7 protein-coding genes and 1 pseudogene are annotated in these 16447 nt (G+C 38.9%); 4 read left to right on the top strand and 4 right to left on the bottom strand.

Going from position 1 to position 16447, the window contains the following annotated elements; translation table 11 throughout:
- Positions 1-681: 681 nt before the first annotated feature.
- Positions 682-2553 carry a DNA topoisomerase IV subunit B gene (locus AC0IWE_RS25860; RefSeq protein ID WP_055912787.1) on the bottom strand — a complete coding sequence of 624 codons (1872 nt, stop codon included), beginning with the start codon at positions 2551-2553 and terminating at the stop codon, positions 682-684.
- A 368-nt stretch (positions 2554-2921) separates the two neighbouring features.
- Here AC0IWE_RS25860 and AC0IWE_RS25855 point away from each other — a divergent pair, with 368 nt between their 5' ends.
- From AC0IWE_RS25855 to AC0IWE_RS25845, 3 genes are all read left to right on the top strand, one after another.
- Positions 2922-4259 carry an APC family permease gene (locus AC0IWE_RS25855; protein WP_471795287.1) on the top strand — a complete coding sequence of 446 codons (1338 nt, stop codon included), beginning with the start codon at positions 2922-2924 and terminating at the stop codon, positions 4257-4259.
- A gap of 81 nt (positions 4260-4340) precedes the next feature.
- Positions 4341-5675, top strand: a complete 1335-nt coding sequence (locus AC0IWE_RS25850) for an MFS transporter (RefSeq protein ID WP_471795286.1) — start codon at positions 4341-4343, stop codon at positions 5673-5675.
- Between the two features lie 160 nt (positions 5676-5835).
- A complete protein-coding gene (locus tag AC0IWE_RS25845; RefSeq protein WP_471795285.1) occupies positions 5836-6345 on the top strand; it encodes a hypothetical protein in 510 nt (169 codons plus the stop codon).
- 100 nt (positions 6346-6445) lie between these two features.
- On the opposite strand, the gene AC0IWE_RS25840 is transcribed toward AC0IWE_RS25845, so the two are convergent.
- Complete coding sequence (locus tag AC0IWE_RS25840; RefSeq protein ID WP_471795284.1) at positions 6446-8158, bottom strand: RagB/SusD family nutrient uptake outer membrane protein; 1713 nt, start codon at positions 8156-8158, stop codon at positions 6446-6448.
- Positions 8159-8174: 16 nt separating this feature from the next.
- Entirely contained in the window at positions 8175-11444 is a 3270-nt protein-coding gene (locus tag AC0IWE_RS25835; RefSeq protein ID WP_471795283.1) for a SusC/RagA family TonB-linked outer membrane protein, read from the bottom strand.
- A 594-nt stretch (positions 11445-12038) separates the two neighbouring features.
- Here AC0IWE_RS25835 and AC0IWE_RS25830 point away from each other — a divergent pair.
- Positions 12039-13340 (top strand): DEAD/DEAH box helicase, encoded by a 1302-nt coding sequence (locus tag AC0IWE_RS25830; protein WP_055907362.1) that lies wholly within the window; start codon positions 12039-12041, stop codon positions 13338-13340.
- A gap of 168 nt (positions 13341-13508) precedes the next feature.
- On the opposite strand, the pseudogene leuS reads toward AC0IWE_RS25830, so the two are convergent.
- Positions 13509-16338, bottom strand: a pseudogene (leuS, locus tag AC0IWE_RS25825) (leucine--tRNA ligase).
- Between the last annotated feature and the right edge of the window lie 109 nt (positions 16339-16447).

Genomic DNA, 16447 nt, shown 5'->3' with positions numbered 1-16447 from the left:
ATCTATGAATTCTCCGTGCTTTCTGTGTTTCCGTGGTAAAAACCGATCTCTGTGTAAGTATGTGGTTAAAGTCCTTCCACAAGCTACCATTAACAGGCTTCGGTAAAGCGGTGGTCATTGCTGAGGTACGAAGCAATCCTAAAGCATACGCTACTAGCGATCGTTGAAAGATTGCTTCGTCGGCTGAAAAAGCCTTCTCGCAATGACGATAACTTAAATAGTCCTCGTTTGTAACGAGGATTTTTGAGGTACGCATTTGCAATGCGAAAATAGTTCATTTAAGAGCAATAAAATCGCCTTACTCGTACATCCTCGTTACAAACGAGGACGATGTGACTAAGGAATATCATCTATGAATTCTCCGTGCTTTCTGTGTTTCCGTGGCAAAAACTGATCTCTGTGTAAATCTGTGGTTAAAGTCCTTCGACAACTACTATTAACAGGCTTCAATAAAGCGGTGGTTACTGCTCAGGTACGAGGCAATCATAAAACACACACTATTAGCGATCATTGTAAGATTGCTTCGTCGGCTGAAAAAGCCTTCTCGCAATGACGATATCTTATATAGTCCTCGTTACAAACGAGGACGATGTAGTATATGAAGTCGTCATTCCCGCGCAGGTGGGAATCTTAAAGCAATCCTGGGCATGTTGAGCCTTTAAAACACCACCACCAAGCCTCCTACGCAACTTCCTCAGCAATCACTTTTGGCTCCTCTTTCACTTCATCCTTTTCTACGCGTAAATTGCGAATAATGTGCTGCTGCCTATCTGGTGTATTTTTACCCATGTAATATTCAAGCAGGCTTTTAATTGTTTGGTCTTTTAAAATAACTGGGTCTAACCTGATATCTTTTCCAATAAACAAGCCAAATTCATCTGGCGATATTTCACCCAAACCTTTAAATCGGGTAATCTCTGGCTTATTGCCTAACTTTTCGATCGCGTTTTTACGTTCCTCGTCGCTATAACAATAAATGGTTTCCTTTTTATTTCTTACCCTGAAAAGTGGTGTTTGCAAAATATAAACATGCCCCGCTTTAACCAGATCAGGAAAAAACTGAAGGAAGAAAGTCATCATCAGCAAACGGATGTGCATGCCATCCACATCGGCATCAGTGGCAATTACAATATTGTTGTAGTGTAATCCTTCCAGGCCATCTTCAATATTTAAAGCATGCTGTAAAAGGTTAAACTCTTCATTTTCGTAAACTACTTTCTTTGTAAGCTCATAACAGTTTAATGGCTTACCCTTTAAACTAAATACGGCCTGACAATCAACATCGCGAGATTTTGTAATCGAACCTGACGCCGAATCACCCTCAGTAATAAACAGCGTAGTTTCGTAACGTTTCTCGTGCGTGGTATTAAAATGCACTTTGCAATCGCGGAGCTTTTTATTGTGAAGCGATGCTTTTTTGGCCCTATCGTTTGCTAGCTTTTTAATCCCTGCAATATCTTTACGTTCACGCTCCGATTGCATAATTCTTTTTAGCAATGCATCTGCAACATCAGGGTTTTTATGCAGGTAATTATCAAGTTCCTTTTTAACAAAATCGTTTATAAAGGTGGCCACAGACGGACCTTCGGGCCCCATATTCTGTGAACCAAGTTTTGTTTTGGTCTGCGATTCGAAAACAGGCTCCTGTACACGTACGGAAATTGCTGCAATTATTGACGAGCGTACATCGGCTGCATCAAATTCCTTTTTAAAAAACTCGCGAACGGTTTTTACTACCGCTGCCCTAAATGCTGCCTGGTGCGTACCACCTTGGGTAGTGTGCTGGCCGTTAACAAAAGAGTGATAATCTTCGCCATATTGCTGCCCGTGAGTCATGGCAATCTCGATATCAGGCCCAATCATATGAATAATCGGATAACGGATTTCTTCTGGCTTATTAAATTTAGAAAGCAGATCGTAAAGACCTCTTTCTGAAAAATATTTCTGGTTATTGAAATTAACGGTTAAACCTGTGTTTAAAAATACATAGTTCCAAACCATGCTCTCTACAAAATCAGGAATATAGTGGTAATTTCTAAAAATGGTTTCATCGGGATAAAACGTAATTGCAGTACCGTTACGCTGTGTAGTATCGATAACAGGTTGCTCAGTTACTATTTCTCCTTTAGAAAACTCAACTTTTTTTGTTTTCCCATCACGGTAAGATTGTACGGTAAAACTGGTAGAAAGTGCATTAACTGCTTTTGTACCTACCCCATTTAAACCAACAGATTTCTGGAAAGCGTTACTGTCGTATTTACCGCCAGTATTAATTTTGCTTACACAATCGATTACCTTACCCAATGGAATTCCCCTGCCATAATCGCGAACGTTAACCTTTTGCTCCGAAAGGGTAATTTCGATGGTTTTGCCGGTACCCATTACAAATTCATCGATGGAATTATCTACAATTTCTTTAAGCAAAACATAAATACCATCATCCTGGGCAGAACCATCGCCAAGTTTACCAATGTACATACCCGGACGAAGCCTGATGTGCTCTTTCCAATCTAATGAACGAATACTGTCGTCGTTATAAACTACTTCTGCCATACTATGTTTATCTGCACTCCATTTGAAAACTCTGCATTTTTTGCTTTGCAAAGCGATGAAGATTTTATAGAAATAATACTGAAAACTGAAATAAAATATTTTCAGCTATGCTCTTCAGCATTATCATACAATAATAGATTTATTCTATGAGGCTCGCAAAAGAAAATTTCCACATGTCAACAGTTAGACGTATAGGGTTGATGGTTCATGCCCTGGTGCCTGATGATCATTCTTTAAAGTTGTAGCGAATATCATATGCCATTTGGCCATCAATTATAATCCATTAAACCATGAGTGCTCCTTCAATCATTCGGCCTTCAATCATTCAATTTTCCCTATCTTCATCCAATTATTCAAAATCTTATTTAATGCAACAAAAGAAACAGCTTTCGCTCTTCGATTTATCCATGATAGTGGTAAGTTTGGTTATTGGTATGGGAGTTTTCCGTACGCCTGTAAACGTAGCTGCAAAGGCTCAGGTGCCAGAGCTTTTTTACCTTGCCTGGTTTATTGGTGGCTTTGTTGCTTTTTGTGGTGCATTAACCTATGCAGAAATCGGGTCGCGTTATCCGGTAACCGGCGGCTACTACAAAATATTTTCATCAGCCTACCACCCTTCCATTGCTTTTGCCATTAATTGTATTGTAATTATATCAAGCGCAGCATCTGTTGCAGCCATTTCAATTATTGGTGCCGAGTACCTGAGCAAAATTATTCTTCCTATTGATAAACAGAATGAAACCTACCGCGTTGTTATTGCCATTACCACCATTTTAACCTTTTATTTTATTAATCTACTTGGCTTAAAAGCAAGTTCGAAAACACAAAACGTGTTAACAATTATTAAAATCGGAATGATTTTAACCTTAATATGTGCGGTATTTTTCGGCGGGCAGGCACAAACCGTAACCCCTGTTTTTAAAACCACAAGCGGCGCATTACCAAACTGGGCAGATTATGGTAAAGCATTGGGTTTATGCTTAATTGCCGTTTCTTTCTCTTACGCCGGTTATGCACAAACCATTAATTTTGGTGGCGAGGTAAAAGAAGCCAAGAAAGTAATTCCACGATCCATTATTATCGGTTTAACCATTATTGTAATGGTTTACCTCACCATTAATTATGTGTATGTAAAAGTTATCGGCTTCGAAGAATTAAAATCGGCAGAAAGTATTGCTGCAATATTGGCTTCAAAAATATTTGGCCCCGCAGGTTTTAATGCGCTTTCAGTTATCATTTTTTTCTCTGTAATGGGCTACATCAATGTAAACCTGCTGAGTAACCCCAGAGCCATGTTTGCCATGGGTGAAGAAGGCGCACTGCCAAAAATATTCAGCAGGATGAATAAAAAAACCGAGGTAATAACAATAAGCCTAACAGTTTTTACCTTAATTGCGGTAGTTATTATTTTTTACGCAAAAACTTTCGATAAGATTTTAAACTATACCATATTCCTCGAAAGCATTAGTATGGCCAGTTCTGCAGCAACAATTTTTATATTGAGAAAAAGAACTGCACATCTTGATAAAAAAACCATCTATACTGTTCCTTTATATCCTATATTGCCTATTATATTTATTGCAGCCTACACTTTCGTGGCTTTTAGCATTTATGCCGATGACCCCGACGCGGCCCTAAACGGTTTATATATTTTTGTTGGCTTTCTTGCAATCTATTTTGTAAGCAGATGGTTTAGTAAGAAATAGTTCTGGGTTAATCGCTTTTCCTTCAAACCTTGCAGGTTTTCGGAATCTGCAAGGTTTAGAAAACACTATTAAAAAAAGTTAATGAACAAAACACTCTCTTTAAAACAGGAAATTGCTTACGCCGCCGGTATGATCGGCTGGAGCACGATGACCAATATCATCATCGTAATGCTTCCTTATTTTTACTTACCGCCCAGCAATGCTGGTTTACCGCCTTTGGTGCCGCAGCTCGTTTTATTGGGTGCGTTTAATATTCTTTCTATCATTGCCGCTTCTGGCCGACTTGTTGACGCCATCTATGACCCATTTATTGCTTCAAAAAGTGATGCCAGTACCAATAAAAATGGCCGCAGAATGCCTTTTATGAAATGGGCAATTTTTCCTGCAATGCTTTTTTGCGGACTTGTTTTTTACCCAATACAAAAAACAGAAAGCCTGCACAATGCCTGGTGGCTTACCATTACACTCTGCCTGTTTTTCGTATCAGTTACCACTTATATTATCCCATACAATGCACTGTTGGCCGAAGTAACCAATACACCAAGGCAAAAAGTTAAGCTTTCGAGCTACCAACAGGTGGGTTTTGTAATTGGAATTATTTTATCGGCCTGTACCAATAATTTTGCCGATCTGGTTGAAGATAATTTGCATGTGGCCAACCGCAGCGAAGCCATCCAGATTGCAATTTGGGGCCTCTGCATTCTGTCTGGCCTGGTGATGCTATTGCCCATATTTTTCATCAACGAAAAGGAATTTTCGGTGGCAAAACCTACCCATGTTCCCTTGTGGCCTGCAATTAAAAGTACCTTTAAAAACAGCAATTTTAAATATTACCTCATTTCCGATTTTGCTTTTTACACTGCACTGAGTATCATCTCGAGTGGCTTACTGTTTTTCTGCACGGTTTTACTCGGTTTGTCAGAATCTGAGGGCGGCAAGTTTATGGGCGCAATGGTATTGGCTTCACTCCTATTTTACCCTATAGTGAACTTTGGATCTGCTAAAATTGGTAAAAAACCTTTCGTATTACTCGCTTTTGGTGTGCTATGCCTCATTTTTATCACCATTTTCTTTTTAGGTAAATTACCTTTTGGTCCATATACGCAGATTTACATACTCGTTTTATCGGCTTCTTTTCCATTAGCAGCATTGGGCATTTTACCTACCGCTATTTTAGCTGATATTGCACAAAGAGATACCCTGGAAACAGGTGAAAACCACGAGGGCATGTTTTTCGCCGTGAAATACCTTTTTGTAAAACTGGGGCAAACCTGTGGCATTGCCATTTTTGCCATGCTCACCATTTATGGTAAAGACCCGGGCAACGATTTTGGCTTGCGCCTTAATGGAATTGTGGGCTTCGGACTTTGTTTAATTGCGCTATTGTTTTTCAGCAGATTTAAAGAGGACAAATAGCTTGGCATGAAGCGTTTTGAGTTAGGGCCCCACACAATCTAATAAACATGAACGAATTACTTGTACAAAAAGACCTGAGGTTGAGGTACAAATCATTTTTAATTACCGAAAACGGCCTTCAGGTAAAACATAAAAGCCTGCTCCGCTCAGAGAATACCTGTTGGCATACGAAAATGTGGGCACAAGAATTTATAAAGACAATAAGGGTATTTACGGACTGCTATTTTCATCAGCATTGGTGGGCTTAGTATCGGTACTGTTATACTTGTTAAGAAATGATGGAGAGGGTGTAGACAGCTCGGTGTATCTTTTTTATTTCGGGATATCGTTGATACTTTTGCTTTTGTATTTACTAACCTACAAAAGAAATTTTTACCTGGTGAAACATGGCAATGTAGAGGCCATAGAATTTTTACAGCATAAACCATCAAAAGCAGCAGTAAATACTTTTATCAATGTGTTAATAGAAACAAGAAATACATTTTTGTTGAATAAATATGGGCAGATCAATTTTAGCTGTACCCGCGAAGAAAATTACCAGAACCTGGTGTGGTTAGCCAACAATGAAGTGATTAACAATATAGAATTTAACCACATGGTGGATAAGCTAAATCAAACCATGCAAAAGCAGCAACCCCACCGAATCACTTTTGATTTTAGCCTGAACTAATTTAATAAACAGCCAATTTATTATATAAAAATACATGAATGGAGGTATGCCAGTAGTTAGCAATTACTCCACCCATATATTTTATTAATATCCAAAATCGCTAATAACCCGGACTTTGTTTCAGTACTCCTTTACTTCTATCAATCTGATCTTGTGGTAACGGGAAATAATCATCTCTGCTTTCGATGGTGATTCCTTTTAGGTAATTAAAGTATCCACCTTCAAAAGAAAAATAACTCTCAAGCGTTTGTTTAGCGATGCCCCAGCGTACAAGATCGAAAAACCGGTGGCCTTCCAATGCCAATTCCAACCGGCGTTCAAAACGCACTGCATTTCGGGCATAGGTATCATTCGGAAATGATAAGTACTCACTAACTTTATATGCGGCAGCTGGTGCACCATTTATAGTTTTAGGTGTTATTTTAGCTGCACGCGCCCTCACAATGTTTACCAATATTAAAGCCCTTGCCAAATCGCCTTTTTCTACTGCGCATTCTGCAGCCATTAAATAAACATCACCTAACCTGATCAGATTTACATTTAACCCGGTTACGTTTGTATTACCAGGGGCTGTTCCGCTCGAAATTTGCGCCACATCAATGGTGTTTTTAACGGCAAGGAAAGGGCCGCCGTTACTTGCATCACGAATCCAGGTATCACCAGGCATTAAACCCCAATCTCGGTATGGCACCCCACGTCTGCCAATTGTCGATTCAATTCGTGGATCAAGAGGCAAAGTTTGGTCAACAGTGTAACTGGTTTTGTCTGCAACGCTTAAGCCATAATCAGATTTATACGGGTTAGTGCGGTAACTACCATCCAATAACGGTAAACCAGTAGTACTTACCTTAAATGAGTTGGCTAAATCAATGGTTGGTTGGAAAAAGCCACAACAGTTAACCGGTGCATTACCATATGGAAAGTTAAGCATATCACCAACATTTCCATTGTCTCCGCCGGTACCATCTGTTCCAACCGAATGCTGAACAGACATAATCGTTTCAGGGCCATCTTCTTTGGTAATGTCGAAGTTATCGGTATAAGGCATATCAATTAAACTTGGTTTTGCCAATATCACCGCATTCAAAAGGTCATAAGCCTCGGTATATTTCTTTTGGTATAAAAATACCTTTCCCAAATATGCTTGGGCAGCATATTTATCTACACGGCCTTTCTGGTTTTTCGGTTTAGTTGTACTCAGGTTGGCAACAGCAAACTGAAGATCATCTACAATATTTGGATAAATGTCTTTATCATTTGCAACAAAAGTACCACTTGTAGTTTCGGTAATGTAAGGCACAACTTTAAATATCCGTACCAAGAAGAAATAGTAATGTGCCCGAAGTAATCTTGTTTCGCCCTGAATTTCTTTTGCACGGGCATCGCTAAATTTTGCAGTTCCTTGGCCGGCCTGTAAATTGGCTAAAATTTTAAGGGTATTGTTACACCGCTGAATGCCTTCAAAACACCTGTCCCAAATATTCGATAAATTATCATTGGTACTGGTTGGTGCATGTTGTTCTATGGCATTCATTGGTGGCTGATCGCCTATTTCACTTCCTTTATGTGCATTATCCGAAGCAACCTCCCCAAACAACCATTGGCTTGGTGCTGCGCCATAATTGCCATATGTTCCATTTACGTTGCCATTTAGCAAGCCATAAGCCCCTACCAATAAACCTTCAACACCATCTTGTGTGGTAAGCTGATCTTCCGTTAATTCACCCTGTGGCTGAAGCGTTAAAAACTCCTTTTTGCAGGAAAAGGTACTGCAAATTAATAGGGAGAGCAGAATATATTTTATATGTTTCATTTTGATATATTTTTAATTAAAAACCAACATTAATACCGATTAAAAACTGACGTGGTGAAGGATACACTCCTTTATCAACCCCTAGTGCAGAAAAAGTATCTGCCGGCGGACCTGAACTGCCTACTGAAGAAGCAGCATCCCTGGTTTGACTTACCTCTGGATCCAGACCTGTGTATTTGGTAATGGTGAAAAGATTGGTTGCACTTACATATACCCTTAACCTGTTGATACCCACTTTTTCGCCAAAGGCTTTAGCTACCGGAATTGAATATCCAATTTGCAAATTCTTTAACCGTAAAAAACTACCATCCTGTACATAGTAACTAGAAGAAGCCAGTTCAACATCTGATGCACCTACATATGCTGATGGGGTAAGGCTCGATGGATTTGATGGGCTCCATGCATTTAACAGCCTGGTGCTTTTTGCACCTGCAAATGATGGGAAATCGGTAAAATAACGCGTAGCCTCAAATAACTCATTGCCTTGTACACCATATACAAATGCAGAAATATCGAAGTTTTTATAAGAAGCATTTAAGTTTACACCGTAGGTAAAATCAGGGTTTGGGTTACCAATAATGGTTCGGTCTTTAGGATCGATTATACCATCGCCATTAATATCCTGGTAGCGCAAACCACCAACCCTTGCACCCGCATACGATGGGTTGTTTTTTATATCTGCAGTACTCTGATAAATTCCGGCAGTTCTGTAACCAAAGAAAGATCCGAAAGCTTCTCCCTCTTGTAATACACTGGTTTGTAAGCTTCGGTAATTACCATAAATCTGATTAAAAATACCAGGTGCCAACCTCACGATTTTATTGTCGTTTTTAGAAAGGTTTAAACCGATATCAAATTTAAAAGGATGCTCTGCTGTTCTTCCATAATGATAGGCTATATTAAATTCGACGCCTTTATTGCTCATATCGCCAATGTTTACATAAGGCGAACTTCCTAAACCTACTACGCTGGAGGGTAGAGGCAGATTATAAAGCATATCGGATGTTTTTTTGCTGTACCAGTCTAATGATCCATCAACAGCACCTCCTAAGAAAGTAAAATCAAGACCAATATTTAGTGCTTTTAACGATTCCCATTTTACATCAGCATTTTGATAGGCATTTTGCCAAACACCAGTGGTAAGGCCATTACCCCCGCCAACAGCATAAGCCGAGTTAACAATAGAACTTTGGTATCTGTTGATGTACTGGTATGGAGGAATCCGCTGGTTACCCGTTTGGCCATATCCAACGCGTAATTTTAAATCACTTATCCATTTAACATCCTTCATAAATTCTTCTTCAGATAACCTCCAGGCTGCACTTGCTGCCGGATAATAACCGTATTTGTTTGCAGGCCCGAAGTTGGAAGAACCATCGCGGCGAATGGTAACGCTCGCTAAATAACGGTCGTGATAAGAATAATCTGCCTTTGCAAACAATGAAAAGAGTGATCCTATTGATCCATAACTCGAATTGCTGATGTTAGACGAACCTGTATTGAGGTAATAATAATCCTGACTGCCTAAAATGAAATACCCATTTCTACCGGCATTGAGTTGCCTTGTTCTCGATCGGATGGCCTCCGTACCAACCAATACATTTAACCTGTGTTTTTCATTAAAAACTTTACTATAATTTAAAGTGTTCGTCCAAGTCCATTCTGTGTTATATCCCTGGTATTCATTGAGGCTATTTGAGTTATTACCTTCAGAAAATTCAAGATTCGGATAACGCATCGATAAACCATTAAAGTTCTCATAGCGGATACCAAAATTTGTTTTTAAAACTAAGCCGGGAATGATATCGCCTTCTGCATAAACGTTACCAAAAAAGAAATTACTTTTATTCTTATTGTCTTTTGCGCGATAAAGAAAGGCAACAGGATTTTCTGCGTTTCCTAACTGACTGCCGCGGCTCCCTGCAAAATTACCTGCAATATCGTAAACAGGAATAATGGTAGGAATCCGGTATGCCCAGCCCAATGCACTGCCCTGATCCTGATAATCGCCAGAAACATTGGGATTTACCCCTAAACCAAAACCCTCAGAATAACTGTACTGAGCATTTTCGCCAAAACGAACCCTCTTATTAAATGCCGAGATATTGGTGTTCGATCTGAAATTATACCGTTTAAACCCGGTATTTTTAATTGTTCCTTTTTGATCAAGATAACCTCCTGAAAAGGTATATGTGGCATTTTCACCCCCTCCTGTAGCACTGATTTGATAATTTTGAACAGGTGCTACCTCAGTAATTTCATCAAACCAGTTGGTACCGGCCTTATTTGCTTTTGTAATTTGATAAAAAAGATCAGGATCGCGGTTATAATTGTATTTAGAAGGATCAGCATCGGCGGCAGTAACATCCTGGCCAAGTTTTAAACCCGCTACCAAATAATCTGGCAACACAGGTACAGAACCTGATCCATAATTTTTTCCTGCGGCAACAGGTAAACCTGCATTGGTATAACCATCAAATATATACTGGGCATATTGTTGAGGGTTCATCATCTCCGGAAAACTGTTTTTCCTTGGCACCTGGGTACCATAATAAGAATCGAGGGTAATTCTTGGTGCCCCTACCACACCCTTTTTAGTGGTAATGATAACAACACCATTATTTGCCCTTGAACCATAAATAGAAGCCGAAGAAGCATCTTTCAATACCTGAAGGCTTTCAATATCATTTTGGTTAAGCCATGACAATTTACCTTCAAAAGGCACGCCATCAATAACATAAAGTGGTTCGTTATTATTAATGGTACTAATACCCCTAATTCTGATCTGTGGTGTAGATCCTGGTGCACCATCATTAATAATTTGTACACCAGTAGCTTTACCCTGTAAGGCTTCTACTGCACTTGCCGCGGGTTGAGCTTTTAACAAATCCATGTTTACCACCGCAACTGCACCGGTTAAATCTTTTTTGCGCTGCGAAGAATAACCCGTTACAATAACGTCTGTTAGGTTGTTATTATCGGCTTGTAGTACTACGGTGATATTGGTTTGTTTACCAACAGCAACTTCTTTGCTACCATAACCAACAAAGGAAATTACCAAAACATCAGTAGGTTTTGCAGTTAATGAGAAAGCTCCGTTTTCATCTGATGTGGTGCCTCCGGTTGCATTTTTAATTTTAATTGAAGCACCAATCACAGGTAGTTTATCATCACTGCCAATAATTTTACCCGTAATTTTTGATTGGGCCGTTGCGCCAAGGGCAAATAACATCCCCAAACACAAGAGAAGAAAACTCCTCTTGATAAAAGATAGATTTTGTTTCATAGTTTATAAGTGATTAGGTGAATAAGCTTACTCATACAGCTGACCTGCTTAAAGATTTGATCTTTAAAACAGCATCAGTTCATTGTCGCGGTTTTTACGGCAACAGATCGGGTATTTTGGGTTGTAAGGGTATTGAATTGCCGAAAAATAGGCGCGTATCCAAAAAGGAAAGATTTCTCCTGATAATGGGTAGTTTTGTTCTCATAAGGATTTTGGTTAGTTAGGGATATTTGGTTTTTTATTGATTAATTACATATTGGTATTTTTTAGTCAACAATTTGCTAGTGTACAAAATACACTTCAATTAAAATAAATATACATATAATTAATAATTATACTACAAAAAATAATTTAGCAAAAAGATTAATTGATTCTTACTTATATTTAATGCCTTGCATAGCATATAAAGGAAGATCTTATATAATAATCCAGCACAAAATTTATCATTAAGCGGATTTTGAAACATTTTATGTATATTTGCCCCCGAAGCAGGAATAAGGGCTTGTCGTTCTCAATGGCATATTCTCTCCGCAAGTTAGTCCTTCAATAAATGATCGTTCTAGCTTCTTCGATAAATATTACATAAAAACATACATGTTATTCAAAGAATTAAACCTCATTGAGCCAATTTTAAAGGCCCTTGAGACCGAAGGTTATACACAACCTACACCAATACAGGAGCAATCCATCCCAACAATATTACAAGGCAAAGATTTATTAGGCTGCGCACAAACCGGAACCGGAAAAACGGCCGCTTTTGCCATCCCAATGTTGCAGTTATTGCACGAAAAACACGTTAATACCAAAGCTACAAAAAATATAAAAGCTTTAATTTTAACACCAACCCGCGAACTTGCCATCCAGATTGAAGAAAGCTTTAAAGCTTACGGCCGTAACTTAAACTTACGCCACCTGGTAATATTTGGCGGCGTAAATCAACACTCACAAGTAGAATCGCTTAAAAAAGGGATTGATATTTTAGTGGCTACACCAGGCCGTTTACTGGATTTAATGAACCAGGGTTTTATCAATTTAAATACCATTGAGCTATTTGTATTAGATGAAGCTGACCGTATGTTAGATATGGGCTTTATTCACGATGTGAAAAGAGTTGTGGCTAAATTGCCTGCAAAACGCCAGACTTTATTTTTCTCGGCAACAATGCCAGATGAGATTCAGAAGTTGGCAAATACCATCTTATCCAACCCAACCAAAGTAGAAGTTACCCCTATTTCTTCTACTGCCGAAACAATTGTACAATCGGTTTATTTTGTTGATAAGCCAGATAAAAAGAAATTACTTATCCATCTGCTAGAAGATAAAGATATTCAAACAGCACTGGTTTTTACCCGTACCAAACATGGTGCAGACCGGATTGTAAAAGATTTAGCCCATGCCGGCATTAAAGCAGCAGCAATTCATGGAAATAAATCTCAAAACGCCAGACAAAGGGCATTAACTGATTTTAAAGATAGAAAAATCCGTGTGTTGGTGGCTACTGACATTGCTGCGCGTGGTATAGATATCGATCAGTTATCGCACGTTTTCAATTTTGAATTGCCGAACATCCCTGAATCTTATGTACATAGAATTGGCCGTACCGGACGTGCTGGTGCTAACGGAATTGCAATATCATTCTGCGATGCCGAAGAAAATGAGTACTTATTGGATATTCAGAAACTGATTAAAATTACCCTACCTGTTGTTGATGATCATCCTTACCCGTTAAGCTGGGAAAGCATGTTGGCTAAAAACCAGGTGAAACGCAAACCACAAGCACAATCAAAAGGTGGCGGTGGTGCTAAAAAAAGTGGCGATGGCAACATGAGTGGCAAACCACGCAACGCCAGCAACAATAGAAGATTTGGTGGAAACAGAAAAAGAGGTGAAAGATAAAAAAGGTAGAAGGTTTAAGGCAGGAAGGCTTAAGGTCTGAAAACCCAACCTTCCAATAATTCTCAACAAAAAACCCGATTTGCAAAACACAAATCGGGTTTTTACATTTCTAGCTTAGGCAAGCGCAAGGAAAACCATCCACCCTTTTACCTTCTGCCTTCTACCTCCTTAAACAACTACATTAATAATCTTTCCTTTAACGAAAATGATCTTTTTAGTGGGTTTTCCATCCAAAAACTTCTGGAATTGCTCATCAGCCAATAAAATACTTTCTACTTCTGGCTGAGCCAAAGTTAAGCTCAAATTCAGGTTCATTTTCATTTTACCATTAATAGAAACCGGATAAGCAAATTCATCTTCTACCAGGTATTCTGGCTTAAAGGTAGGGAATGCAGTGTATGACAATGTTCCAGCCTCATTACCCAATAGTACCCATAATTCTTCACAGATGTGTGGCGCATAAGGGGAAAGAATTACCACCAAATCTTTCAAAACCTGACGGTTTTTACATTTCAGATCTGTTAGTTCATTTACCGCAATCATAAAGCTTGATACCGATGTATTAAATGAAAAACGCTCAATATCATCCTGTACTTTTTTAATGATTTTATGAAGTGATTTTAATTCTGCTTTTGTAGGTTCATTGTCGTTTACCTGAAATACCCACTCTTCATTGTGGAACAAACGCCAAAACTTACGCAAGAACTTAAATACACCTTCAATACCATTGGTATTCCATGGTTTGCTCTGCTCCAAAGGCCCCAAAAACATTTCGTACATCCGTAATGTATCCGCACCATAACGCTCAATCAAATCATCGGGATTAACAACATTGAATTTCGACTTCGACATTTTTTCAACTTCCACACCGCAGATGTATTTTCCACCTTCGAGTATAAATTCTGCATTTGCATATTCTTCTCTCCAGGCTTTAAACTTAGTAATATCTAAAGTATCGTTTTCAACAATGTTCACATCAACATGCAATGCCGAAGTTTTATATTCTTTTCTTAAACCAGCAGAAACATATGTATTGGTAGGCTTTCCGTTTTCATCATTAATGCGATAAACAAAATTACTTCTACCCTGGATCATGCCCTGGTTAATCAGTTTTTTGAAAGGCTCTTCCTCTTTGGTATAACCTAAATCTTTTAAAAATTTATTCCAGAAACGGCTGTATAATAAATGGCCTGTAGCATGCTCAGAACCACCGATGTATAAATCAACATCTTTCCAATATTCAACAGCTTCTTTTGAGGCAAACTCATTGTTGTTATTGGCATCCATATAACGGTACCAGTACCAGCTGCTTCCTGCCCAGCCTGGCATGGTGCTTAATTCGTAATGCCCACCATCTTGAGGTAACCAGTTTTCGGCCCTGGCCAAAGGTGAGCTTCCGGTTTCAGTTGGTAAGTATTTATCAATTTCTGGCAACAACAATGGCAACTCTTCTTCTTTTACCAAATAAGGTAAGCCATCTTTAAAATAAACTGGAATTGGCTCACCCCAATAACGCTGACGACCAAAAATTGCATCACGCTGGCGGAAATTCACCTTTGCTTTACCTACTTTTTCTATTTCTAACCAATTATTTAAAAAGGAAACAGCTTCTTTATATTCCAATCCGTTAATAAAACCAGAATTGATGTATTTCCCTTCTTTTGTTGGATCGGCCTGTGTATCAATATCTTTCTGACCGTCCAAAATCTGTATAATTGGCAAATTAAAGTGCTTCGCAAATAACCAGTCGCGCTGATCGCCACTTGGCACACCCATTACAGCACCTGTTCCATATCCAGCCAAAACATAATCAGCAATCCACAATTGAACGCGTTCGCCACTTACCGGATTAATTACATAAGTACCTGTAAAAGCACCTGATACTGTTTTGGTATCGGCCATACGGTCTAATTCCGATTTCTTTTTAGTTAAGGCAATATAGTCGGCAACTTCCTGTTTTTGCTCAGGTGTGGTTAATTCTGCCACCCACTCATGCTCTGGTGCCAAAACAAGATAAGAAACACCAAAAATCGTATCAACTCTCGTTGCAAAAAACCTCTATATATTTTGCAGTTTTCGGTTTAGCATTTTCAGTATCTTCAACTGCAAACTGTGAATTGTCGACAGCAAACTTTACCGATGCCCCAACGCTTTTACCAATCCAGTTGCGTTGCATTTCTTTAATCGGTTCCGGCCAATCAATCGTATCTAAGCCTTGCAATAAACGGTCGGAATATGCAGTGATGCGCATGCTCCATTGCATCATTTTCTTTTGTTCAACAGGAAAACCCCCACGTTCAGAAAAACCATCTTTCACTTCATCATTAGCTAAAACAGTTCCTAAAGCAGGGCACCAGTTTACAGTACTTTCGCGAAGGTATGTTAACCGGTATTTTAACAGTTCTATCTGTTTTTCTTCATCAGTAAAGGTAGCCCAGTCGCTCGGAAGAAATTCTTTGGTATCTTCATCACAAACGGCCTTAACATCTGCAGTACCAGAAGCATTAAATTTTTCAATCAATGTGGTAATATCCTCTGCCCTATCGTTTTCGATATTATACCAGGAGTTAAACAACTGCATAAAAATCCACTGCGTCCATTTGTAATAAGATGGCTCACTTGTGCGTACTTCCCTGCTCCAATCGAAAGAAAAACCAATTTGATCTAACTGGCGGCGGTAGGTTGCAATGTTTGCTTCAGTGGTAATTGCCGGATGCTGACCGGTTTGTATGGCGTATTGCTCTGCTGGTAAGCCGAATGAATCGTATCCCATTGGGTGCAATACATTAAAGCCCTTAAGGCGTTTGTATCGAGAAAAAATATCAGATGCAATATAACCCAGTGGGTGACCAACGTGTAAACCTGCTCCTGATGGATATGGGAACATATCTAACACATAATATTTTGGTTTATCAGAATTACTTTCGGCCTTAAATGTTTGATGATCTGCCCAGAATTTCTGCCACTTTTGTTCTATTTCTTTGAATTGATAATCCATTGCACGTTTTAAATTTTTAAAGGTGCAAAAATACGGAAATTAAGGGGCTTTAAAAAGGAGATTCATTATAATATTTTGCCGACAGAAATGCAGAATCAGAAGATGTTAG

Source organism: Pedobacter sp. AC402 (assembly GCF_979252805.1).
The sequence above is the reverse complement of the archived record's forward strand: the minus strand, read 5'-3'. Positions and strand labels throughout refer to the sequence as shown.